The following is a 22595-nucleotide window of genomic DNA, read 5'->3' as shown; positions in this document are numbered from 1 at the left end:
AGCTCCTGTCAGTACTTGGTGGCGAACCGGGTGTGCGGCCGCAGCGGGCGCCCGTACCCGAACCGGGAGAGGTCCAGGCCCGGGTCCGTGCCCTCCAGCAGGTCGGCGACCAGCCGGCCGGTGACCGGCGCGAGCAGCACGCCGTTGCGGTGGTGGCCGGTGGCCACCACGATCCGGTCGTCGTGGACCAGGTCGACCACCGGGAGCTCGTCCGAGGTCATCGGCCGGAAGCCGCTCCAGGTCTCCTCGATCCGCCACTCGGCGGCGGCCGGGATGACGGTGCAGAGCCGGTTGAGGATCGCGCCGATCACGCCGGCGGTGTTGTCCGCGGTCGGCCGCAGGTACTCCTCGCTGGTGCCGACCACGTACTCGCCGGGCGAGCGCTCGACGACCGAGCCGCAGCCGCCGCTCGGCATGAAGATCACGCTGTCGATCAGGCCCGGCTCGCCGGAGAGCCGGATGATCTGCCCCTTCACCGGGCAGACCGGCACGTCCAGGCCGAACATCCGCCCCACCGTGCCGCTCCAGGCCCCTGCGGCCAGCACCACGCGCTCGGCGACCACGTCGTCGCCGTCCCCGGTGGTCAGCCGGAACCGGCCGCCGTCGTCGGTCACCCTGGTCAGGCCGCCGCGCAGCTGCGGTACCCCGGTGTGCGTCTTGAGGGCGCCGAGCAGGGCGCGCGGGTTGACCACCGCCTCGTTCCCGATCCGGATCGCGCCGTTGAACGCGACCGGCGTCAGGGCCGGTTCGCGCTCGCAGACCTCGGCGCGGCCGAGCCAGTCGCAGGCGATGCCGAGCTTCTCCATCCACTCCGTCCGCTCACGGAGGCTCTCCTCGCGTTCGGCGAGGTCGAGCAGGGTGAAGTCGGTCGGCCGGTAGCCGACCTCCTCGGGGGTCAGCCCGAACTCCTCCAGGAACCGCGGGTAGTGCTCCAGCCCCGCCCGCAGCAGGTCGTAGAACTCGCCGGGCATCCACGGGTCGTACTCGCAGGCCGGGGTGAGCATGCCGACCGCGGCGTGCGAGGCCTGGCCCTCGGCCGGCCCTCCGATGACCGCGGTGGGGATCCCCCGCCGCTCCAGCTGCACGGCGGTCGACAGGCCGATCAGCCCGTCCCCGACCACCGCGGTGTCCACCTGGGTGTAGCCGTTCATCACGTCCGCCCCTTCACCTGCGCGCTAGCGGGCACCCGCCCCGACGATGTAACCGGCCAACTCACGGATGGTCGGCTGCTCGTAGAGCTCGGTGATGCCGACCTCGGACTCGATGGCCTCGTCGATCGCCACCAGGATCTCCAGGGCGACCAGCGAGTCGCCCCCGAGCTCGAAGAAGTTGTCCTCCACGGTGATCTCGCCGACGTTCAACGCCCGCGTCCAGACGGCCAGGAGGAACTCCTCCACGCTCTCCCGCGAGGTGCTGTCGACCGAATCGGGAATCGCCGGTACACCCACTGTTGCTCCTTGTTCGACTGAACGACGTTGTGCACAAAGGCTGTTCGAGCTCCCTCGCGTCACACTAGCCCAGCCGCGCGCGAGTTGTCCGGTACACATCGGATCGAATGATCAGGGGGCGACGGATCCGGCCACGTGGCCGGCCAGCGCCAGGTTGGTGAGGGTCGGATTGGCCGCCCCCGCCCTCGGGAACAGGCACGGGCCGGCCACGTGCACGCCGGGCACCCCGCGCAGCGCCCCGGCCTCGTCGACCAGGGCCCCGCCGAGCGCCAGGCCCGAGCTCTCGTGGTCCAACTCGCCTATTCCGGCCAGGTATCCGACCGCCGTTCCCGGCTCGGCGGCGGCCCGAGCCAAGGCCTCGTCGAAGCCGAAGCCGAAGTCGGGGCCGACACCGGCTCCCCGTACGGCACCCAAGCCCAGCCCCTCGGCCAGCCCGGCCAGCAGCTCCCGCTGACGCTCCGTCAAGGCGTCGAGCAGGGCCCGGGCCTGGCCGTCCAGCGACACCCGGCCGTCCGCCAGCACCGCGGCCGCCCCGGGCGGCTGCTCGCCCATCGCCCAGGCGTCCAGCAGCACCCCGCCCTCGGTGGGCAGCGACTCCACGAACAGGTTGGAGGAGGCCTCGGGGTGGAAACCGGCGTACACCGAGGCGTCCAGGGGGCCGTGCCCCGGCCCCGGGCGCACCGCGACGAAGCCGCTCGCCACGTGGTCGACGATCCTCAACTCGCTCCGCGCGCCCAGCAGTCCGTCCACCAGCCGGGCGTTCTCGAACAGGCCGGCCGCCAGCACCACGCCGTCGGCGGCCAGCCGCTCCCCCGGCAGGTGCAGCAGGAATCCGCCGCCCGGCCGGGCGGTGATCCGGGAGACCGGGCTGTCCGCCCTGATCCGGGCCGGGTCCACCGCGCCGATCGGCGAGTACGCCGACCAGCGGCCGTCCCGGCCGAAGCGCACCGCGCGCGGGGTCGGCACGGCCCGGTGGCCGGCCTTCTCCAGCTCCGCCAGCAGCCGCTCCTCGTCCTCCGACCGCGGCTCCGCCAGGGCACCGCCGGACCAGTGCGCGAGCTCCTCCTCGACCTCGGGGTACCAGCGCTCCTCCAGCGCCCGCCTCACCGGCTCGGGCCAGTCGGCCAGGGCCCCGGGCTCGATCCGCAGACAGATCCCGCGCCAGTACAGGCCCCGCCCGCCGACCCGGGCGCGGTACCCGGCCTGCGGTCCGTAGGGCGAGCCCGGCGAGCCGTCGAAGGGCCGGAAGACCGGATCGGCGGCCGGATCGCCCAGCCCCTCCGTCTCCGCGGCTGCCCCGACATGGGCGGTCCCGAGGTCCGGGCCGGCCTCCAGGAGCACGTGCTCGACCCCTCGCCGGCCGAGCTCACACGCCACGGCCGCACCACTCAGGCCCGAACCGACGATCGCCAGCATCCCGTCACTCCCCACCCAGGCATCGGCTTGTCGGACCGAGTCCACGTCAATTCCGACGCCCCGTCAACCACGTACCGGGCACCTGCCGGGAGACGGCCGAAACGGAACGATCTCTTGCGGAAGTGGCCCCAACGAGCCTGTTGAACAAGGAGGTTGACATGTTACAGTTCACGCCGCCGATCTTGCTCGGCAACGGCCGCCGGTGGACCACCGGGCGCGGCCGGCCGGGCGAAGCAGAGCATGGGGGTTGTGTGATTCGTGCACTGAACACTCCAGGATGTGAGCCATGATCGAGGTCGAGAAGCTCCGGCGCGAATTCCAGACCGGCAAGGGGCGGCGCAGAGGCAGCGCGGTCGCCCTGGAGGACATCAGTTTCACCGTGGGCACGGGCGAGACCCACGGCCTGCTCGGCCCGAACGGTGCGGGCAAGACCACCCTCACCAAGATCCTGAGCACCATCCTGCTGCCGACCTCCGGCTCCGCCCGGGTCGACGGGCTGGACGTGGTCTCGGACACCGTCCGGGTGCGGCAGAAGATCGGCATCGTGTTCGGCGGCGACCGCGGCCTCTACGACCGGATCACCGCCCGGCAGAACCTGACCTTCTGGGCCACCCTCTACCGGGTCAAACCCGCCGTGATCAAGCCACGGGTGGCCGAGTTGCTGGACCGGCTGGGCCTGACCGAACGGGCCGACGAACCGGTCGAGCGCTACTCCCGGGGCATGCGCCAACGCCTGCACCTGGCACGGGGGTTGATCGGCGACCCGAGCGTCCTGCTGCTGGACGAACCGACCGTGGGCATGGACCCGGTGGCCGCCCGGGAGTTCCGCGAGCTGCTGCTGCAGCTGCGCTCCGACGGCCGCACGATCCTGATGACCACCCACGACATGCGGGAGGCCGAGGCGCTCTGCGACCGGATCACCCTGATCGACCACGGGCGGATCCTGCTCACCGAGAAGACCGCCCAGGTCGGCCGGGTGCTCAGCGGCCACGACCGGATCGACGTCACCCTGGAGCCCGAACAGGCCTCCATAGCCGACGAGTTGAAGGCACTGCCGGGCGTCGAGCGGGTCGACCGGCTGGACCAGGACGGCGTCCACCGCGTCCACGTCCGCTCCGCCGAGGACCTCAGGGGCACCCTGCAGTACCTGCTGGACCACGGGGTGACCGCCCTCCAGACCAGTCAGCCCAGCCTGGAGGACGTGTACGTGCAGCTGGTCGGCGGACGAGGGCTGACGGTATGAGCCTGCGCGTCATCGCCGCCGCCGCCTCGGTCCAGTGGCGCACCAGCATCCGCGCCCCCGAGCACCTGATGATCGTGCTGATCAGCCCGGTCTTCTCGGTCATCTTCCTCTCCATCGTCGACCAGGCCGGCCGGCCCGACCTGATGACCTCCACGGTGATCGGCACCGGTCTGATGGGCATCTGGTTCGTCGCGGTCTACGTGGCGGGCGGCGTCATCCTGAACGAGCGCTACATGTCCACGCTCCAACTGGTGCTCGCCGCACCGAGATCGTTCACCCTGGTGGTCTGCGGCCGCATCCTGCCGGTGATCCTGATCGGCGCCTTCGCCCTCTTCGAGTCCGCGCTGATCGCCAACCTGGCCTTCGGCGCGCCGCTGACCGTCGAGCACCCGTGGATGGCCGCCGGCGCCCTGCTGGCCACCGTCTACGCCACCGCCGCGACGGCCACCGCGCTCTCCGCGCTCTTCATCCTGAGCCGCAACATCCACTCGTTGGAGAGCATCATGACCTATCCCTTCTACATCCTCGGCGGGGTGCTCTTCCCGGTCACCATGCTGCCGGACTGGACCGAGCCGATCGCCCGCGCCTTCTTCCTCTCCTGGGGGTCGGACCTGCTGCGCGACTCGGTCACCCGCACCACCGTCGAGGACGTCCCGGCCCGCTTCGGCGTGATCCTCGGGCTCGGCACGGCGGCCCTGGTGATCGGCGTGCTGGCCGTGAACCACACGGTCGCCAAGGTCCGCCGGACGGGCTCGGTGAGCCTGGCATGAGCGACCTGCGCGTACTCTCCGCCTCGCTCCGGGTCGGCCTCTCCGAGCTGCCGACCACCTACACGCCGCTGTCCTGGCTGACCAGTTGGCTGATCCGCTCGATGTTCCAGGTGGTGTTCTTCGCCCTGCTGGGCAAGTTCGCCAGCTCGGACGCGCAGGCCCAGTACATCCTGCTGGGCAACATCGTCGGGGTGATCGCCCTCGAGGTGATGATGATCAACACCACCGCGGCGCTCGACTGGTACCAGGGCACCCTGCCGTTCCTGGTCTCCGCCCCGGCCAACATGGGCGCGATCTACCTCGGCCGCGGGCTCCAGTGGGTGGTCACCGGGACGGTGAGCTGCAACCTGATCTTCATCGTCACCTCGCTGTTCTTCCCGGTGCCCTGGTCCTGGTGGCAACTCCTGCCGCTGACACCGCTGTTGCTCCTGATCGGCCTGGGCACCTACTGCTTCGGCTGCATGACCGCGGCGGTCGCCTTCCGGCACCCCAAGTACCGGGGCTTCTTCACCAACCTCGGCTTCCTGATCCTGGCCGTCTGCTGCGGGGTCAACGTACCGGCCTCCTCCTTCCCCGCCCCGGTCGAGTGGCTCTCCCAGATCCTGCCGCTCACCCACGGCCTGGCGGCCGTCCGGGCCGCGCTGCACGGCGGCCAGGCCGCCACCGCGATCGGTCAGGCACTGCTCGAACTCGCGGTCGCGGCAGGCTGGTTGCTGCTCACCCGGCTCACCTTCCAGGCGCTGGCCGCCCGGGGCCGCCGGGACGGCTCACTCAGCTTCACCTCCTGACCGGGCGTCACCTCCCCGCGCCACCACGACGGCGGCGCGGGGAGCGCCCGGAGCACCGGGACGCACGGCCCGCGCCCCGCGCGCTTCCGTGAGCCGCCGCGAGCCGTCTGGACCGCGCGCCCGGGCTCGGCGAACCTCCCACGGGGGGCCGATCACCGCCCTCCGCAGCGGACTCGACCCCCGGGGGGATCACGTGAGACCGACCGTGCTGGACACCACCGGAGCCCGGCTCTTCGAGCAGGCCGAGGAGTTGAGGGCCGCCGGCCCCGCCGTCCGGGTCTCGCTGCCCGGCGGTCTGACCGCCTGGTCGGTCAGCCGCGGCGAGCTGGTGCGCCGACTGCTGGTGCACCCGGACGTCTCCAAGGACGCCCGCAAGAGCTGGCCCGGCTACCGGCCGGGCGCCATACCCTGGCTGACGGTCTGGGTGGACCTGGTCTCGATGTTCACCAGCGACGGCCCCGACCACCACCGGCTGCGCTCCCTGGTCGGCCAGGCCTTCACCCCGCGCCGGATCAACGCGCTGCGGCCCGCCGTGGAGAAGATCACCACCGAACTGCTGGACGCCCTGGCCGCCCTGCCGCAGGGTCAGGAGGCGGACCTGCGGGCCCGGTTCGCCTACCCGCTGCCGACCAGGGTGATCTGCGACCTGTTCGGCGTGCCCGAGGAGCAGCGCCCCGCGATGCTCCGGGTGATCGACTCGGTGCTGGACACCACCGTCACCCCCGAGGAGTCCGAACGGATCGGCCGGGAGCTGTTCGCCGCGATGGGACGGCTGATCACCGCCAAGCGCGAGCGGCCCGGCGACGACCTCACCAGCGTGCTGCTGGCCGTCCACGGCGAGGACGGCGACCGGCTGAGCGAACAGGAGCTGGTCTCCACCCTGATCCTGCTGATCGGGGCCGGCTCGGAGACCACCGTCTCGCTGATCGGCCACGCGGCGCAGGCGCTGCTCGCCCACCCCGAGCAGCTGGCCGCCGTCCTGGCCGACCCGACCCGCTGGGACGACGTGATCGAGGAGACCCTGCGGCTGCACTCCCCCGTGATGCACCTGCCGCTGCGCTACGCCACCGCCGACATCGACCTGGAGGGCGAGACCGTCCGGGCCGGGGACCTGCTGATCATGGCCTTCGGCGCGCACGGCCGCGACCCCGGGGTGCACGAGCACCCCGGCGAGTTCGACATCGACCGGGCCGACAAGCAGCACCTCGCCTTCGGCCACGGCATCCACTACTGCCTGGGCGCCCCGCTGGCCCGGCTGGAGGCCAGGATCGCCCTGCCCTCCCTGTTCGCCCGCTTCCCCGGGCTGCGGGCGGCCCCGGGCGCGGAGTCGGCCCCCGCCCAGCCCTCCTTCATCACCACCGACCGGCTGAGCCGCCCGGTCCTGCTGGCCTGAGCCTCCGGCCCGAGCCGCCGGCCTGCGCTGCCCGTCCGCGCGAAGGCGCCCCCACCCCTGCCCGGGTGCGGGCGCCTTCGCGCGGACGGACCATGAAAGCCGAGGAGAGCGGTGGCCGTGACGAACGAACAGCCCATTCCGGCCGCGGACGATCTGGTCGTGCTGAGCGGAGTCGACAAGCACTTCGGCGAGCTCCACGTCCTGCGGGACATCGACCTGACGATCGCCCGGGGCGAGGTCGTGGTCGTGATCGGACCCTCCGGCGGCGGGAAGTCCACGCTCTGCCGGACCGTCAACCGGCTGGAGACCATCGACAAGGGCACCATCACCATCGACGGCCGGCCGCTGCCCGCCGAGGGCCGGGCGCTCGCCGCCCTGCGGGCCGACGTCGGGATGGTCTTCCAGTCCTTCAACCTCTTCGCCCACAAGACCGTGCTGGGCAACGTGACACTCGGTCAGGTCAAGGTCCGCAAGAAGGACCGGCACACCGCCGAGGCCCGGGCCCGGGAGCTGCTGGAGCGGGTCGGCGTGGCCGAACAGGCCGACAAGTACCCGGCCCAGCTCTCCGGCGGGCAGCAGCAGCGGGTCGCCATCGCCCGGGCGCTGGCGATGGACCCCAAGGTGATGCTCTTCGACGAGCCCACCTCCGCCCTCGACCCGGAGATGATCAACGAGGTGCTGGAGGTGATGCGCCGGCTCGCCCGGGACGGCATGACGATGGTCGTGGTCACCCACGAGATGGGCTTCGCCCGGACCGCGGCCAACCGCGTGGTCTTCATGGCCGACGGCAGCATCGTCGAACGCGCCGAGCCCGAGCAGTTCTTCACCGACCCGCGCAGCGAACGGGCCAAGGACTTCCTCTCCAAGATCCTGCACCACTGACGGAGCCGTCCGACCGGCAGGGATGATCACCATGACGTACCGCACGACAGCACTCGCGGCGACGGCCGCGCTCCTGCTCCCCCTCGCGCTGGCGGGCTGCGGGGACGACAAGAACGACGCCGGCGGCGGCAACCACAAGATCACCGTCGGCATCAAGTTCGACCAGCCCGGCATCGGTCTGAAGACCCCGGACGGCACCTACACCGGCTTCGACGTGGACGTGGCCACCTACGTCGCCAAGCAGCTGGGCCACGATCCGAAGGACATCGTCTGGAAGGAGGCGAAGAGCGCCGACCGCGAGACCCTGCTCCAGCGCGGCGACGTGGACTTCATCGCCGCCTCCTACTCGATCACCCCGGCCCGCTCCGAGAAGGTGGACTTCGCCGGCCCGTACCTGCTGGCCCACCAGGACGTGCTGGTCCGCGCCGACGACAGCTCGATCACCCAGCCCTCCGACCTGAACAGCAAGAAGCTCTGCTCCGTCACCGGCTCCACCTCGGCGCAGAACGTCAAGACCAAGCTGGCCCCGCAGGCCCAGCTCCAGGAGTACGGCGGGTACTCCGAGTGCCTGACCGGGCTGGAGAACAAGGTGGTGGACGCGCTGACCACCGACGACTCGATCCTGGCCGGCTACGCCTCGCAGTCCCAGTTCAAGGGCAAGTTCAAGCTCGGCGGCTTCAAGCTGAGCAACGAGAACTACGGCATCGGCGTCCAGAAGGGCAGCGCGCTCAAGGCCCAGATCGACACCGCCCTGCAGAAGATGGTCTCCGACGGCTCCTGGGACAAGGCCGTGCAGAAGAACTTCGGCCCGGCGAACTACAAGAACGAGCCCGCGCCGCAGATCGGCGTGGTCGTCCGCTGAGGCGGCTCCGGTGTTCGACTTCCTCGACGGGTACGACCTGCTCGGCGCCTTCTGGGTGACGGTGCAGCTGACCCTCTACTCCGCCCTCGGCTCCCTGGTCTGGGGCACGGTGCTGGCCGCCTTCCGGGTCAGCCCGCTGCCCCTGGCCCGGGGCTTCGGCACGGCGTACGTGAACGTGGTCCGCAACATCCCGCTCACCGTGATCATCGTCTTCACCTCGCTGGGCCTGTTCCAGACCCTGGGCATCTCGCTCGGCGCGGACGACTTCACCTCCGTCAACTTCCGGCTGGCGGTGCTCGGGCTGACCGCCTACACCTCGGCCTTCGTCTGCGAGGTCGTGCGCTCGGGGATCAACACGGTGCCGGCCGGCCAGGTCGAGGCGGCCCGGGCGCTCGGCCTGACCTTCCCTCAGGTGCTGCGGCTGGTGGTGCTGCCGCAGGCCTTCCGCTCGGTGGTCGGCCCGCTGGCCAACGTGCTGATCGCGCTCACCAAGAACACCACGGTGGCCGCAGCGATCGGGGTCGCCGAGGCGGCCGCGCTGATGCGGGAGATGATCGAGAACGAGGCCCAGCTGATCCTGATCTCCGCGGTCTTCGCCTTCGGCTTCGTCTGCCTCACCCTCCCCGCCGGGCTGTTCCTCGGCTGGGTGGGCCGGAAGGTCTCGGTGAAGCGGTGAAGGACCCGACGGACCTCTACGACGCACCGGGCCCCCGGGGCAGGCGGAACAACCGGCTGCTCGCGGTGGCCTTCCTGCTCGGGCTCGGCGCCCTGGTCTGGTGGGTCGTCAGCAGCCTGGCCGCCAAGAACCAGCTGGAGTGGGAGAAGTGGCGGCCGTTCGTCACCGACGGCCGGGCCTGGGAGACCTACCTGCTGCCCGGTCTGGAGAACACCCTGATCGCGGCCTCGCTGGCGATGGTGATCGCGCTGCCGCTGGGCGCGCTGTTCGGCATCGCCCGGCTCTCCGACCACCGGTGGGTGCGGCTGCCGGCCGGCGTGGTGGTGGAGTTCTTCCGCGCCGTCCCGGTGCTGATCCTGATGCTGTTCGCCAACGCCGCCTACTCCGAGTTCACCGACATCAGCCCGGACAGCCGCCCGCTCTACGCGGTGGTCACCGGCCTGGTGCTCTACAACGCCTCGGTGCTGGCCGAGATCGTCCGGGCCGGCATCCTCGCACTGCCCAGGGGCCAGAGCGAGGCCGCGATGGCGATCGGGCTGCGCAAGGGCCAGGTGATGCGCTCGGTGCTGCTGCCGCAGTCGGTGACGGCGATGCTGCCGGCCATCGTCAGCCAGCTGGTGGTGATCGTGAAGGACACCGCGCTCGGCGGCGCCCTGCTCGGCTTCTCCGAGCTGCTCGCCTCGGTCCGCCCGATGAGCGCCAACTACGGGGCCAACACCATCGCCAGCTTCACCGTAGTCGCCGTGATCTTCGTGATCGTCAACTTCACCCTCACCTCCTTCGCCTCCTGGCTGGAGCGCCGGCTGCGCCGCGGCCGCCGCTCGACCGGCGCGGTGGTGGCCGCCGACGCCGTCGAGGACCTGGCCGCCACGGGGGGTCGGGTGCAGGGGGAGGATAAGCGGCGCCTAGGCTGACCCCCGAAGCAAATCGGACGAACCGGACCTGACGGGCCGTCCGGCGGTGACGAGGGAAAGCAGGACCCGCCGATGGGCGAGGGTATGAGCGGGATGGACCACGGCGGGATGCATCACGGCGGGATGGAGCCGCTCGGCCCGTTCACCCCCGGCGCGGCCCTGACCTGGTCCACCGACTGGCCGTTCCTGATCGGCTGTCTGCTGGCGCTCGGCCTGTACGGCGCGGGCGTGGTCCGGCTGGCCCGGCGCGGCGACCGCTGGCCGGTGGGCCGCACTCTGGCCTGGGTGCTCGGCGTCGGCACCGTGCTGCTGGTGACCAACACCGGGCTGAACGACTACGGCATGGCCCTGTTCAGCGCCCACATGATCCAGCACATGGTGCTCTCCATGCTCTCGCCGATCCTGCTGCTGCTCGGCGCCCCGATCACCCTGACGCTGCGCTCGCTGCGCCCGGCCCCCAAGGGCAGCGGCCGCGGCCCGCGCGAGCTGCTGGTCGCGCTGCTGCACAGCCGGTACGTGAAGATCATCTCGCACCCGGCGGCCACCATCCCGCTCTTCGTGGCCAGCCTGTACGCGCTCTACTTCACCCCGCTGTTCGACTTCCTGATGCAGTACCGGATCGGGCACCTCGGGATGATGGTGCACTTCCTCGCGGTCGGCATGCTGTTCTTCTGGCCGATCATGGGCGTGGACCCGGGCCCGAACCGGCCCGGCTACGTGATGCGGATCATCGAACTGTTCATGGGGATGCCGTTCCACGCCTTCTTCGGCGTGGCGGTGATGATGGCCACGCACCCGCTGGTGAAGACCTTCGACACCGCGATGGCCCCGCCCGGCACCGACCTGCTCAACGACCAGAAGATCGCCGGCGGCATCACCTGGGCGTTCGGCGAGATCCCGACCGCCCTGGTGCTGATCGCGCTCACCCTCCAGTGGGCCAAGTCCGAGGAGCGCCAGGCCCGCCGCCGCGACCGCAAGGCGGACCGGGACGGCGACGCCGAGCTGGCCGCCTACAACGCCTACCTGGCCTCCCTCGACAAGCGCGGCCGGAGTGCCGCCGAGACCGGCTGACCCCGCGTCAGCGAGGAGCCCCCGTCGTCCGCGGCGGGGGCTCTTCGCGTCCTCAGGCCCGGCGGGCCAGCCCGGCGACCAGGATGTCCAGCCCGAACTCGAAGCGCTCGTCCCCGACGTTGCGGGTCAGCTCGCCCGCCAGCGCCGTCACCAGCGGGTAGCGCTCCGCCGGGATGGACTCGAAGTAGGAGCGGACCCGGTCCGAGTACTGCTGCACCTGCTCGGGGGCCAGATCGCCCCGGGTGGACTCCTCCACCGCGGTGGCTGTGACGAGGAGCGAGAGCACGTCCACCCCGTAGGAGGCGGTGCGGTCGTCCAGGCCGCCGGCCTTGAGCAGGCCGAGCACCGCCTCGGCGTTGTCCAGCGCGTGCGGGCTGACCGGCACGTTGGCCGCCATCGCGGCCCGGGCCAGATCGCCGTGCGAGGTGAGCACCTTGCGGGCCCGGCGCAGATGGTCCTTCAGCTGCTCCTGCCAGCGCGCCGGGTCCGGCTCCTCGATGGCGATCTCGGCGTAGACCCGGTCGAGCAGCTGCTCCAGTAGCTCGTCCTTGTTGCTGACGTGCGCGTACAGGCTGGCCGCCCCGGTCTCCAGCTCCTGGGCGACCCGGCGCATGGAGAGCGCGTCCAGGCCCTCGGTCTCGACGATGCCCAGCGCGGCCTCGACGATCCGGTCCCGGCTGAGCGGGCGGCGCTTGGCGGCGCGCTCCGGGCCGGACCAGGACTCGGGCAGACGGGTCATGCGCGCAACCTCCGGATTCACTGCGGGACGTCCCTCACCTTACTTGACACGAACGGCGTTCCACATCTAGAACAGTGTTCGTGACGACAAACACTGTTCGACAAGACGAACACCGTTCCACCGAGAGCGCGGGCCACCCCTACCGCTGGGCCGGGCTCGCCCTGGTGCTGCTGGTCGAGGCCATGGACCTGCTCGACGCCACCATCACCGGCGTCGCCTCCCCGGCGATCCTGCGCGAGCTAGGCGGCGGCGAGTCGCAGATCCAGTGGATCGCCGCCGCCTACACGCTGGCCTTCGCCACCCTGCTGGTGACCGGCGCCCGGCTGGGCGACATCTTCGGCCGCAAGCGGCTCTTCCTGCTCGGCGCGGCCGGCTTCACCCTGGCCTCGGCCGCCTGCGCCGCCGCCACCGGGCCGGGCGTGCTGATCGCCGCCCGCGCCGTCCAGGGCGGCTTCGCCGCGCTGCTGATCCCGCAGGGCCTCGGCCTGATCCGGGCGATGTTCCCGCCGAAGGAGCAGGGTGCGGCCTTCGGGCTGTTCGCCCCCGTGCTCGGGCTCTCCTCGGTGCTCGGCCCGACCCTGGGCGGCCTGCTGGTGGACGCCGACTGGTGGGGCACCGGCTGGCGGCTGGTCTTCCTGGTCAACCTCCCGCTGGGCGTGGTCGCCGTCCTGGCGGGCGCGCGTCTGCTCCCCGCCAACCGGCTGACCAGGGCGGACGAGACCGTCCGCCTGGACCTGCCCGGCGCCGCCCTGATCGGCCTGGCCTCCGTCCTGCTGGTCTACCCGCTGGTGCAGGGCCGGGAGGCCGGCTGGCCGCTCTGGACGTACCTGAGCATGGCCGCCGCCGTCCCGGTGCTGCTGCTGTTCGCCCGTACCCAACGCTCCGTCAGGGCGCGCGGCGGCTCACCGCTGGTCGAGCCCTCGCTGTTCCGCCGCCGGGCCTTCACCGGGGCGCTGGCCACCGGGGTGGTCTTCTTCGGCGCCTTCGCCGGCCTGATGCTGGTGCTCACCCTCCACCTCCAGCTGGGCCTCGGCTGGACCCCGGTGCACGCCGGTCTGACGATGATTCCGCTCTCGCTCGGCCTGGTCGCCGGGGCGGTGCTCTCCGGCGCGGCGCTGGCGCCCAAGTACGGCCGCCGGGTGCTGCACGGCGGTCTGCTGACCGCCGCGCTCGGCGCCCTGGCGCTCTGGCTCACCGTGCTGGCCGGCGGTTCCGGCCTGACCACCTGGCAACTGCTGCCCGCCCTGGTGCTGGAGGGCTTCGGTCTCGGCCTGATCATGGCGCCGTTCTTCGACATCGCGCTGGCCGGGGTCGAGGAGCACGAAGTCGGCTCCGCCTCGGGCGTGCTGAACGCGGTTCAGCAGCTCGGCGGCTCGATCGGCGTCGCGGTTCTCGGCACCGCCTTCTTCTCCTGGGCCGCCGCCGACGGCTCCGCCCCCGGCGCCGGCCGCACCCTCGGGCTGACCGCGCTGACCCTGCTGGCCGCCTTCGCGCTGGCCTTCCTGCTCCCCCGGCAGGCCCGGCCCGAGCAGCAGCACCACCAGTGACGCGCCGACCGACGGGTGGACGGACTGGGCCGGCCGGGCCAGTCCGTCCACCCGTCGGAGCGGGAACTGCGCAGGGTGGGTGGTGACCTGCCCGCAGGGTCCGTCCCGACCCGCCCGACAGAGGAGATCCATGCGCACCGCACTGCTCCACCGAGGACTCCGGGCGGCGGCCGTCGCCGCCCTCGCCCTCACCACCACCCTGACCGCCGCCGCCCCGTCGACGGCCGGCACACCCGCCACCGCCCCGGTCCCGGTCGAGGTCACCATCGGCCCCGACGGCATCCAGGCACCGGACACCGCCCCGGGCGGCCTGGTCACCTTCCGCCTGACCACCCCCGACCCGGCCGGCCGCTCGCTCCAAGTGCTCCGCCCCAAGGACGGCTTCACCCTCGACCAGCTACTGGAGGGCTTCGCCCAGGCCGTCTCCGAGGACGACCAGGCCGTCGCCGCCCACGGCATCACCCTCGCCGAACAGCGCGGCGAGGCACTCGGCGGCGTCCACGCCACCCCGGCCGTCCCCGGCACCGCCACCACCGAGATCACCCCGGGCACCGTCTACCTGATGGACTTCACCTCCTTCCTGCGCGACCCGCAGCACCCGGTGCTGCGCGCGCTGGAGCTCTGTGACGGACCGTCGGCCACCCTGGCGCACTACCCGGACGGCATCGTCATCACCCACGAGACCCCTGGGGGCCCGCGCTTCCAGACGGAGGGCGTCACCCGCGCCGACGGCCACTACCTGGTCCGCAACGCCTCCGACGAGCTCCACGAGCTCGCGCTCATGCGGGTGCCGGACGGCACCACCGACGAGCAGCTCCAGGCGGTCTACGACGCCATCCTCGCCGGCAACCCGCCGGCCCCGACGCCCCCGCAGCCGATCGTCGGCCTGGGCGCCATCTCCCCCGGCCGCAGCGCGCTCTACCACGCCGAGGGCCTGCCGCCCGGCAGCTACGTCCTGCTCTGCTTCGTGCCGGACCACGAGAACGGCCTGCCGCACGCCTTCCTCGGCATGCACAAGGTGGTCGTCCTGACCTGACGGTCCGTCGGCTCGGGCCGCTGCCTCGGCCGTCGCCTCAGCCGATGCCCTGGCGGTCCGGGGTGAGGGCGAACTCGCGGTCGTCCACGTCGGACACGTGATGGGCCACCGCCCGCTCCAGCAGGTCCCGTTGGGCCAGCAGGGGCGGGCGGCGGTCGTCCGGGGTGATCCGCAGCAGGTCGTCCAGGGCGGCGGCCAGCCGCCGGGTCACCTGCGGCTGGCCGGCCCCGCAGATCCGGATCTCGGTGAAGGCCAGGTCCACCGTGCACTGCCAGTCCGGGATCGGCTGCACCAGCCGGACGGCGCCGTCCTTGTCGCGGTAGCGCAGCTCGCCGAACGGGTACCCGGCCAGCAGGGCCAGCAGCTGGTGGATGCGGTCCACCGCCTGCACCGCCGTGGTCGGGTCGTTGACCGCCGGGGAGAGCGCCCGGATCGCGATGTCCACCAGCTGCCGGAAGCCGAAGCTGAGGTCCTGGTGCATGGTGCGGTCCACCCCGATGTTCAGTGCCCCGGTGATCCGGCGCGGACGGGGCGGGGTGCCGCCGGAGACCACCACCGTGGGTGTGCCGGGCGCGATGAAGTCCCCGATCCGGGGCACCAGGTGGAACACCGCGCCGTGCCGCCGGGCGATCCGCACCAGCCGGCCCAGGCTGACGTCCCGCAGCACCCCCGAGTCACCCTGGTGCAGCAGCGTGACGGCGCCCTCGGGCGGGTCCAGCCGGGGCCCGGTCTCGGGGGCCATCCAGCGGTAGGTGGTGAGCACCGAGACCGACTCCCTGGTCACCCGGTCGATCACGTGCGGCACCCGCAGCAGCCGCATGGTGGACTGCACGTAGAGCACGAACAGCCCCAGGCTCAGCATCACCAGCAGGACCGCCACCAGGGTGGAGACCACCGGCACGGTGGTGACCTTGGCAGGGTCGGTGGTGTCGTCGTAGCCCAGCTGCACCAGCAGGGTGAACAGGAAGGTCGCCAGACAGGTGGAGAAGGTCGCCTTGGTGATCCGGGAGCGGACGTACAGCCGCAGCACCCGGGGGCTCATCTGACTGGCCGCCATCTGGAGCGCCACCAGCGAGATCGAGAACACCACGCCGATGAAGGTCAGCATGGCCGAACTGACCGTGGAGACCACGGCCTTGGCCCCGCTGGTGAAGCTCAGCAACCCCTCCGCGCTGCCGGTCTGGCTGATCTCCTCGTGCACCACCTCGGAGTCCAGCCAGCTGGTGGCCCCCGCGAGCAGCACCGCCGCGACGCAGGTCACCAGCGGCGCCACCCAGAACGACTCCCGCAGGTGCTCGCGGAGCGGGGAGAGCGGCCGGTGTCGCAGGCGGCCGGGCCTCGGGGGCGGCTGACGGTCGGTCATCCGCCCACGCTAACCCGGCCGGTGGCACCGGCCCCGGTCAACGCGCCCGGGCTACCAGGGGACGGACCACTCCTGGGACTTGTTGCCGGGCGTGCAGGTCTGCATGGTGGCCTGCACCCCGGCGCCGTTGTCGGTCATGCAGGTCGAGCCCTGGTAGTCCCGAAGGGTGTACCTCCCGGAGCCGGTCGCCATGATCGACCAGCGGAAGCTGAAGCTGAACCCCGTGCTGAGCGAGACGGTGGTGGTGCCGCCCGGGTTGAAGTCCTGCTGCATCGCCGGCTTGTCCAGGCTGCACGGGTGGATCTCGTACCAGCCGCCGGGGTCCGCACCCGACCGGACCCAGCCGTACGAGGTGGTGCCGCCCGAGACCACGGCCGCGCCGCCGTCGGGGGCGCTGGTGGCCAGGCCGAGCTTGCGGCCGCTGGCCGCGTTGGTGATGCTGCCCCAGCCGCTGCCGCCGCAGCCCGCGGGCGGGTTGTTGTTGGCGGGCGGGGGCTGGGTCGGCGGTGCGGTGGTGGGCTGGGTGGGGGGCTTGGTGGTGGGCTGGGTGGGCGGCTGGGCCGTGGTGCCGCCGGCCCCGTTGTTGGTGCCGCCGTTGCCGGAGCCTCCGGCGGCCGCTCCGCCGCTGCCCGAACCACCGCTGGCCGCGCCACCGCTGCCCGAGCCGCCGGCCGCCGCGCCGCCCTTGGTGGCGCCGCCCGCGGCCGCACCACCGGCCACCGCGCCGCCCCCGACCGCGCCGCCCGCCACCGCGCCGCCCTGGCCCGGCTGCTGACCGTTCGTCGGCTGCCCCTGGGGGTTCTCCGGAGCGCCCGGGGTGGGCTGCGGCGTGGCCGGGGCGTTCGGGTCCACGGAGGGCGAGGGCGAGGTGGACGCGGAACCGGAGGCCGAGGGCGACCCGCCGTCGGCCGTGCCGCCCGCGCCCGGGCCGGGCACCTGCGGACCGCTCGCCGTGCCGGAGGGGTTGGTCCCGCCCGCCTGCGCGTGCCAGGGCGCCTTGTCGATCAGGAACGCGCCCCCGGCCCCGCCGGCGACCAGCACCGGAACGATGACCGGCACCAGCAGCCGCACCCGCCGGCGCTTGGGCTGCGGGTCCCGGTTGGAGACCGTCACCGGGGTCTCGGCCTGGGCCGGGTCGCGCCGCAGCGGCGTGAAGGCGCTGGCGATCACGGTGGGCTCGCGGACCGGTTCGGCGGCCTCCGGCCGACCGGCGGCCGCGCGGGCGGCGGCGGCCATCGCGGCGGCGTCGGCGTAGCGCTCGGCCGGGTCCTTGCGCAGGGCCCTGGCGACGAACTCCCGGACCGGCTCGGGGAAGGACTCGCCGAGCTGCGGGGCGGGCTGCTGGATGTGCTTGAGCACGATCTCCAGCACCGTCTCGCCGGTGAACGGCAGCTGGCCGGTGAGGAGTTCGAAGGCGACCACACCGAGCGAGTAGAGGTCGGAGGCGGGCGAGGAGGAGCCGCCGTCGGCCTGCTCGGGGGCGATGTAGAGGGCGGTGCCGAGCACCGAGTTGGTGGTGGTGATCTTCGTGCCGGCCATCGCGTGGGCGATGCCGAAGTCGGTGACCGTGACGCCGCCGTCGCTGCGCAGCATCAGGTTGGAGGGCTTGATGTCGCGGTGCACGATGTCCCGCTGGTGGGCGGCGTGCAGCGCGTCCAGGGCGCCCGCCATCAGGCCGAGCGCCTTGGCGGGCACCATCGGGCCGTCGGCGGAGAGCACGTCGTTCAGCGGCTTGCCGTCGATGAACTCCATGACGATGTAGGCGATCCGCTCGCCCTCGCCCTCGCCCGGCTCCCCGTAGTCGTGGACGTGCACGATGCCGGGGTGCTTGAGGGTGGCGAGGATGCGGGCCTCGCGGCGGAACCGCTCGGTGAAGTTGCTGTCCTCCAGCAGGCCGGGGTGCATGATCTTGACCGCGACCTCGCGCTCCAGCACGGCGTCCTCGGCCCGCCAGACGTCGCCCATCCCGCCGCCGCCGACGCGTTCGGTGAGCTTGTAACGCTCACCGAGCACGGTCCCCCGACCCCACATGCCGCCCCCTTGTCATGGCCGGTACGGACTACTGACCGACCGTCAATTCGCGCACAGTCTGCCAGAAGCCCCCAGGACCCCTCCCCTCCAGGAGCCCCCGTAGTGCCAGGGCGTCCGGTGCCACCGCCGTGACCAGCGACGATGCCGTTCCCGGCAGGGAGAGCAGGGCCGCGTCCGCCCCCTCCGGCGGGGCCGGCGCGGGCAGGCCGACGGTCAGCAGCTGGCCGACCGCCCGGTGTCCGCCCAGGCAGGCCGGACCGTCCCAGCCGGAGGCGCCGTGGCCCAGGTCGGTCTGCTGGTCCAGGATGGTCCGGCCGGCCTGACGGACGGTCAGGCGGGAGGTGAGACGGCCGGGCGGGGCTCCCCGGTTCCAGTCGTGCGCGCGGCCGAGCACCTGCTCCTCCCGGTACCGCAGCCGGGCCCCGGCGGCCAGCTCCACCACCGTGGTCAGCACCAGGTGGCTGCCGCTCGCGGCCACCACCGGCTCCGGCCGCCAGTCCAGCAGCGCGTCCTCCCCCACCGTCAACTCCACGGCGTAGTACGCCTCCCCACCCTCCGGCCCCGGCAGGCTGACGGTCGCGGCGGCACTGGTGACGTGCAGCGCCGCCCCCGGCCGGACGGTGGCCCGCACCGCCAGCCGGTCACCGCCCAGCGGCGCGGCCATCGCCCCGACCAGCACCACGTGCGCGCCGGGCGCGGCGCCCAGCGTGCGGCGGACCGCGATCGGCCCGGGCCCGGCCAGCTCGGGCAGCGCGGTGCCGCCCCGGCCGTCGGGCCCGGCGGTGATCCTGGTGACCACCGCCGCCGCGGCCGGCGCAGCGGTCACCGGCCCTGCCAGTCGGCCAGCCGGGCCCGGACCCAGGAGGCCACCGGCGCGATCCCGTCCGGGGCGGTCAACGCCGTGAACAGCGTGGGAAGTTCGCCGCGCTGCGCCTTGGCGTCCCGGGCCATCACCGACAGGTCGGCGCCGACCAGCGGGGCCAGGTCGGTCTTGTTCACCACCAGCAGGTCGGAGGTGGAGACGCCGGGGCCGCCCTTGCGCGGGATCTTGTCGCCGCCGGAGACGTCGATGACGAAGACCTGGTGGTCCACCAGGCCCCGGCTGAAGGTGGCCGTCAGGTTGTCCCCGCCGGACTCGACCAGGATCAGGTCGAGCGGGCCGAGGGCCGCCTCCAGTTCCTCCACCGCCTCCAGGTTCGCCGAGATGTCGTCCCGGATCGCGGTGTGCGGGCAGCAGCCGGTCTCCACCGCCGTGATCCGCTCGGGCGGCAGCACCGCGTTGCGCAGCAGGAACTCGGCGTCCTCGGTGGTGTAGATGTCATTGGTCACCACCGCGAGCGAGAGCTCCTCGCGCAGCTCGCGGCAGAGCGCCGCCACGGTCGCGGTCTTGCCGGAGCCGACCGGGCCGCCGAGGCCGATCCGCAGCGCGCGGCGCTCCGCGGGGAGGGCGGAGTGGGTGTGGTGGACGGAGACGTCGTAGGGGTCGACGTGGTCACGATGCAAAGAGGCGCACCTTCCAGGAGCTGTGCTGCTCGGCATAGATGTCGAGCAACGGGGCTGAAGCGGCCGGGAGTTCACCCCGGCCGGCGGCCGCCACCGCGGCGGCGGCGACGGCGTCCAGGCCCGGGGCGAGCCGGGCCAGATGGGCGGTGACCTGGTACGGGTCCAGGCCGAGCAGCCGGACACAGGCGGTGGCCGGGCCGTTGACGCTCTCGTACGCGGCCACCGCCGCCGCGTCCCTGGGCCCGAGCCCGGCCGCGTACGCGGCCGCCCCGAGCACCACGGGCTGGTGCACCCCGCCGGGATGACGCTCCCTCAGGCCGTCCAGCACCGGATGCGGCCAGGCCGCCCGCGCGGCCCGCACCAGCTGCCGCCCGAGCTTGCGGCTCGCCGCCCGCAGCGCGGGCGAGGGCGTCCGCGCCTCGGCCGCCTCGTCCCACTCGTCCACCCGGCCCGGCTCCAGCGCCGCCGCCGCGGCCAACCCGGCCGAGGTCAGCCCCACCGTGTGCAGCCGCCCGAGCAGGAACGCCGCCATGCTGTCCGCGTCGTACACCCGCCCGGCCTTCACGGCCGCCTCCGCCCCGCCCGAGTGCGCATGCCCCCCGGCGGGAAACCGCCCATCGGCGAGCAACAACAACGCGGCCACCGAAGGCCCCGGCGGAAACGTTGCGGCAGACCGCGGCGCGGTGCCCGCCGCAGGCGAGACCGTGGGCGGTGCCCCGGACCGGTGAGCGACCGTCAGGCCCGCCGCAGGCGGTGGCCCGGCCACGCGGCATCCGTCCGCCGCAACCTCACACTCCCCGACAAACCCCACCGAGCCCGCCGCAGGCGAGACCGTGGGCGGTACCCCGGACCGGGTGGACGTGTCCGTCATCGTGCGGCTCCCCTAGAAGAGGAAGTACCGCTGGGTGAGCGGCAGTTCGGTGACGGGTGCGGGTGTGACGGCCTCGCCGTCGATGGTGACGGTGAAGGTGTCCGGGTCCACCCGGACGTCCGGGCGGGCGGTGTTGTTGACCAGGTGGTCCTTGGTGACGCCCCGGGTGTTGCCGATCGGGACGAAGGGCTTGCCCAGACCGAGGCGTTCGGCGATGCCGTGCTCGATCGCGGCCGGCGCGGTGAAGTTGACCGAGTTCGCGGCCGGCGCCCGGCCCATCGCGCCGAACATCGGCCGCGGCAGCACCGGTTGGGGCGTCGGGATGGAAGCGTTGGCGTCGCCCATCTGCGCCCAGGCGATCTGCCCGCCCTTGACCACCAGCTCCGGCTTTACCCCGAAGAAGGCCGGTGACCAGAGCACCAGGTCCGCCAGCTTCCCGGTCTCCACCGACCCGACCAGACCGTCCAGCCCCTGCGCCACCGCCGGGTTGATGGTGTACTTCGCGACGTACCGCCGGGCCCGGTGGTTGTCCGCCCGCCCGTCCCCGGGCAGCGCTCCCCAGCGCGCCTTGCCGACGTGCGCGGTCTGCCAGGTCCGCAGCACCACCTCGCCGATCCGCCCCATCGCCTGCGAGTCCGAGCTGATGATGGAGATCGCGCCCAGGTCGTGCAGCACGTCCTCGGCCGCGATGGTCGTCGGCCGGATCCGGGACTCCGCGAAGGCCAGGTCCTCCGGCACGTGCGGGCTGAGGTGGTGACAGACCATCAGCATGTCCAGGTGCTCGGCCACCGTGTTCCCGGTGTGCGGCCTGGTCGGGTTGGTGGAGCTGGGCAGCACGTTCAGCTCCGACACCACGCTGATGATGTCGGGGGCGTGCCCACCCCCCGCCCCCTCGGTGTGGTACGCGTGGATGCCCCGCCCCGCGATCGCCGCCAGGGTGTCCCCGACGAACCCGGCCTCGTTCAAGGTGTCGGTGTGGATGGCGAGTTGGGCGCCACTCTCCTCGCACACCCGCAGACAGGCGTCGATCGCCGCGGGCGTCGCGCCCCAGTCCTCGTGGATCTTGAAGCCCAGCGCCCCGCCCCGCAGCTGCGCGTGCATGGCCTCGGTGTTGACGGTGTTGCCCTTGCCGAGCAGGCCGACGTTGACCGGCAGGCCGTCCATCGCCTCGAACATCCGGGCCAGGTGCCAGGAGCCCGGGGTGATGGTGGTGGCCTTGCTGCCCTCGGCCGGGCCGGTGCCGCCGCCGACCAGGGTGGTGATGCCGGAGGCCAGCGCCTCGTCCACCAACTGCGGGCAGATGAAGTGCACATGGGCGTCGATCGCCCCGGCGGTGAGGATCTTGCCGTTGCCGGAGATCACCTCCGTCTCCGGGCCGATCACCAGCTCCGGGTGGACGCCGTCCATGGTCTCCGGGTTGCCGGCCTTGCCCAGGGCGGTGATCCGGCCGTCCCGGATGCCCACGTCGGCCTTGACCACGCCCCAGTGGTCCAGCACCACCGCGCCGGTGATCACCGTGTCGGGGGCGCCGTCGGCCCGCGAGGCCCGGCCCTGGCCCATCGACTCCCGGATCACCTTGCCGCCGCCGAAGACCGCCTCGTCACCTCCGGCGCAGCGGTCCTCCTCCACCTCGATCAGCAGGTTGGTGTCCCCCAGCCGGATCCGGTCACCGACCGTCGGCCCGTACAGCGCGGCGTACCGCTCCCGGCTCAACCTCAGCGCGTACCCGCTCATCCCAGCACCCCTCCGACCTCTCCCCGCAGTCCGTGCACCTCGCGCCGCCCGCCGATCGGCACCAGCTCCACCGCGACCGGGATGCCCGGCTCGAAGCGGACCGCCGTCCCGGCGGGGACGTTCAGCCGCAGGCCGTAGGCGGCCGCGCGGTCGAACTCCAGCCCGGGGTTGGCCTCGGCGAAGTGGTAGTGCGAACCGACCTGCACCGGGCGGTCGGCCGCGTTCAGCACCGTCAGCCCGGTCACGGGGGCACCGGCGTTCAGCCCGATCTCCCCCTCCCCGTACAGCACCTCACCGGGCGTCAGGCC

General features: G+C 72.7%; 22 protein-coding genes. 11 read left to right on the top strand and 11 right to left on the bottom strand.

What is annotated here, in order from left to right; translation table 11 throughout:
• Positions 1–8 precede the first annotated feature (8 nt).
• From ACZ6ZR_RS00580 to ACZ6ZR_RS00570, 3 genes are all read right to left on the bottom strand, one after another.
• Complete coding sequence (locus tag ACZ6ZR_RS00580) at positions 9–1151, bottom strand: NAD(P)/FAD-dependent oxidoreductase (protein ID WP_465637868.1); 1143 nt, start codon at positions 1149–1151, stop codon at positions 9–11.
• A gap of 24 nt (positions 1152–1175) precedes the next feature.
• Entirely contained in the window at positions 1176–1448 is a 273-nt protein-coding gene (locus ACZ6ZR_RS00575; protein ID WP_465637866.1) for a phosphopantetheine-binding protein, read from the bottom strand.
• 111 nt (positions 1449–1559) lie between these two features.
• The gene (locus ACZ6ZR_RS00570; RefSeq protein WP_465637865.1) at positions 1560–2864 is read right to left on the bottom strand and encodes a GMC oxidoreductase; all 1305 of its coding nucleotides are present in this window, start codon (positions 2862–2864) and stop codon (positions 1560–1562) included.
• A 286-nt stretch (positions 2865–3150) separates the two neighbouring features.
• On the opposite strand from ACZ6ZR_RS00570, the gene ACZ6ZR_RS00565 reads away from it, so the two are divergent.
• From ACZ6ZR_RS00565 to ACZ6ZR_RS00525, 9 genes are all read left to right on the top strand, one after another.
• Positions 3151–4107, top strand: a complete 957-nt coding sequence (locus ACZ6ZR_RS00565) for an ABC transporter ATP-binding protein (RefSeq protein WP_465637863.1) — start codon at positions 3151–3153, stop codon at positions 4105–4107.
• A complete protein-coding gene (locus ACZ6ZR_RS00560; RefSeq protein WP_465637861.1) occupies positions 4104–4877 on the top strand; it encodes an ABC transporter permease in 774 nt (257 codons plus the stop codon). Before ACZ6ZR_RS00565 ends, ACZ6ZR_RS00560 begins: the two co-directional genes overlap by 4 nt.
• Positions 4874–5665 carry an ABC transporter permease gene (locus tag ACZ6ZR_RS00555; protein WP_465637859.1) on the top strand — a complete coding sequence of 264 codons (792 nt, stop codon included), beginning with the start codon at positions 4874–4876 and terminating at the stop codon, positions 5663–5665. The genes ACZ6ZR_RS00560 and ACZ6ZR_RS00555 overlap by 4 nt, the downstream gene beginning before the upstream one ends.
• A 193-nt stretch (positions 5666–5858) precedes the next feature.
• Positions 5859–7058: a cytochrome P450 family protein gene (locus tag ACZ6ZR_RS00550; RefSeq protein ID WP_465637857.1), complete on the top strand. Its 1200-nt coding sequence runs from the start codon at positions 5859–5861 to the stop codon at positions 7056–7058.
• Between the two features lie 117 nt (positions 7059–7175).
• Entirely contained in the window at positions 7176–7940 is a 765-nt protein-coding gene (locus tag ACZ6ZR_RS00545; RefSeq protein ID WP_465637855.1) for an amino acid ABC transporter ATP-binding protein, read from the top strand.
• 31 nt (positions 7941–7971) lie between these two features.
• Positions 7972–8802 (top strand): glutamate ABC transporter substrate-binding protein, encoded by an 831-nt coding sequence (locus ACZ6ZR_RS00540; RefSeq protein ID WP_465637853.1) that lies wholly within the window; start codon positions 7972–7974, stop codon positions 8800–8802.
• 10 nt (positions 8803–8812) lie between these two features.
• Positions 8813–9478: an amino acid ABC transporter permease gene (locus tag ACZ6ZR_RS00535; RefSeq protein WP_465637852.1), complete on the top strand. Its 666-nt coding sequence runs from the start codon at positions 8813–8815 to the stop codon at positions 9476–9478.
• A complete protein-coding gene (locus ACZ6ZR_RS00530) occupies positions 9475–10392 on the top strand; it encodes an amino acid ABC transporter permease (protein ID WP_465637851.1) in 918 nt (305 codons plus the stop codon). Before ACZ6ZR_RS00535 ends, ACZ6ZR_RS00530 begins: the two co-directional genes overlap by 4 nt.
• Before the next feature lie 93 nt (positions 10393–10485).
• Complete coding sequence (locus ACZ6ZR_RS00525) at positions 10486–11463, top strand: cytochrome c oxidase assembly protein (protein ID WP_465638480.1); 978 nt, start codon at positions 10486–10488, stop codon at positions 11461–11463.
• 52 nt (positions 11464–11515) lie between these two features.
• Here ACZ6ZR_RS00525 and ACZ6ZR_RS00520 read toward each other — a convergent pair whose 3' ends face one another.
• On the bottom strand, positions 11516–12202 hold the full coding sequence (locus ACZ6ZR_RS00520; RefSeq protein ID WP_465637849.1) for a TetR/AcrR family transcriptional regulator: 687 nt from the start codon (positions 12200–12202) through the stop codon (positions 11516–11518).
• Positions 12203–12282: 80 nt separating this feature from the next.
• Between ACZ6ZR_RS00520 and ACZ6ZR_RS00515 the strand changes: the two genes are divergently transcribed.
• Together ACZ6ZR_RS00515 and ACZ6ZR_RS00510 are read left to right on the top strand one after the other, a co-directional pair.
• Positions 12283–13749: an MFS transporter gene (locus tag ACZ6ZR_RS00515; protein WP_465637847.1), complete on the top strand. Its 1467-nt coding sequence runs from the start codon at positions 12283–12285 to the stop codon at positions 13747–13749.
• Between the two features lie 130 nt (positions 13750–13879).
• Positions 13880–14785: a hypothetical protein gene (locus tag ACZ6ZR_RS00510; protein WP_465637845.1), complete on the top strand. Its 906-nt coding sequence runs from the start codon at positions 13880–13882 to the stop codon at positions 14783–14785.
• Between the two features lie 37 nt (positions 14786–14822).
• Here ACZ6ZR_RS00510 and ACZ6ZR_RS00505 read toward each other — a convergent pair whose 3' ends face one another.
• The 7 genes from ACZ6ZR_RS00505 to ACZ6ZR_RS00475 all read right to left on the bottom strand — a co-directional run bounded on the left by ACZ6ZR_RS00505 (position 14823) and on the right by ACZ6ZR_RS00475 (position 22592).
• Positions 14823–16148, bottom strand: a complete 1326-nt coding sequence (locus tag ACZ6ZR_RS00505) for a DUF2254 domain-containing protein (RefSeq protein ID WP_465637843.1) — start codon at positions 16146–16148, stop codon at positions 14823–14825.
• Positions 16149–16199: 51 nt separating this feature from the next.
• A complete protein-coding gene (locus tag ACZ6ZR_RS00500; RefSeq protein WP_465637841.1) occupies positions 16200–18179 on the bottom strand; it encodes a serine/threonine protein kinase in 1980 nt (659 codons plus the stop codon).
• Positions 18180–18207: 28 nt separating this feature from the next.
• Positions 18208–19005: an urease accessory protein UreD gene (locus ACZ6ZR_RS00495; protein ID WP_465637839.1), complete on the bottom strand. Its 798-nt coding sequence runs from the start codon at positions 19003–19005 to the stop codon at positions 18208–18210.
• Positions 19002–19604, bottom strand: coding sequence for an urease accessory protein UreG (ureG, locus tag ACZ6ZR_RS00490; RefSeq protein ID WP_465638478.1), 603 nt, complete (start codon positions 19602–19604; stop codon positions 19002–19004). The genes ACZ6ZR_RS00495 and ureG overlap by 4 nt, the downstream gene beginning before the upstream one ends.
• Positions 19605–19671: 67 nt before the next feature.
• Positions 19672–20325: an urease accessory protein UreF gene (locus tag ACZ6ZR_RS00485; protein WP_465637837.1), complete on the bottom strand. Its 654-nt coding sequence runs from the start codon at positions 20323–20325 to the stop codon at positions 19672–19674.
• A gap of 240 nt (positions 20326–20565) precedes the next feature.
• Positions 20566–22287: an urease subunit alpha gene (locus ACZ6ZR_RS00480; protein ID WP_465637835.1), complete on the bottom strand. Its 1722-nt coding sequence runs from the start codon at positions 22285–22287 to the stop codon at positions 20566–20568.
• Positions 22284–22592: an urease subunit beta gene (locus tag ACZ6ZR_RS00475; protein WP_465638476.1), complete on the bottom strand. Its 309-nt coding sequence runs from the start codon at positions 22590–22592 to the stop codon at positions 22284–22286. Before ACZ6ZR_RS00475 ends, ACZ6ZR_RS00480 begins: the two co-directional genes overlap by 4 nt.
• Positions 22593–22595 lie beyond the last annotated feature (3 nt).

The organism is Kitasatospora sp. NPDC088742 (assembly GCF_055584905.1).
This window is presented reverse-complemented; position numbering and strand designations above follow the sequence as displayed.

Bases quoted from the DNA above. Each gene is read 5' to 3' on its own strand.
- ACZ6ZR_RS00555 (WP_465637859.1), top strand. From the start codon at position 4,874: ATGAGCGACCTGCGCGTACTCTCCGCCTCGCTCCGGGTCGGCCTCTCC.
- ACZ6ZR_RS00565 (WP_465637863.1), top strand. From the start codon at position 3,151: ATGATCGAGGTCGAGAAGCTCCGGCGCGAATTCCAGACCGGCAAGGGG.
- ACZ6ZR_RS00480 (WP_465637835.1), bottom strand. From the start codon at position 22,287: ATGAGCGGGTACGCGCTGAGGTTGAGCCGGGAGCGGTACGCCGCGCTG.
- ACZ6ZR_RS00520 (WP_465637849.1), bottom strand. From the start codon at position 12,202: ATGACCCGTCTGCCCGAGTCCTGGTCCGGCCCGGAGCGCGCCGCCAAG.
- ACZ6ZR_RS00500 (WP_465637841.1), bottom strand. From the start codon at position 18,179: ATGTGGGGTCGGGGGACCGTGCTCGGTGAGCGTTACAAGCTCACCGAA.
- ACZ6ZR_RS00525 (WP_465638480.1), top strand. From the start codon at position 10,486: ATGGACCACGGCGGGATGCATCACGGCGGGATGGAGCCGCTCGGCCCG.
- ACZ6ZR_RS00560 (WP_465637861.1), top strand. From the start codon at position 4,104: ATGAGCCTGCGCGTCATCGCCGCCGCCGCCTCGGTCCAGTGGCGCACC.
- ACZ6ZR_RS00570 (WP_465637865.1), bottom strand. From the start codon at position 2,864: ATGCTGGCGATCGTCGGTTCGGGCCTGAGTGGTGCGGCCGTGGCGTGT.
- ACZ6ZR_RS00510 (WP_465637845.1), top strand. From the start codon at position 13,880: ATGCGCACCGCACTGCTCCACCGAGGACTCCGGGCGGCGGCCGTCGCC.
- ACZ6ZR_RS00580 (WP_465637868.1), bottom strand. From the start codon at position 1,151: ATGAACGGCTACACCCAGGTGGACACCGCGGTGGTCGGGGACGGGCTG.
- ACZ6ZR_RS00505 (WP_465637843.1), bottom strand. From the start codon at position 16,148: ATGACCGACCGTCAGCCGCCCCCGAGGCCCGGCCGCCTGCGACACCGG.
- ACZ6ZR_RS00540 (WP_465637853.1), top strand. From the start codon at position 7,972: ATGACGTACCGCACGACAGCACTCGCGGCGACGGCCGCGCTCCTGCTC.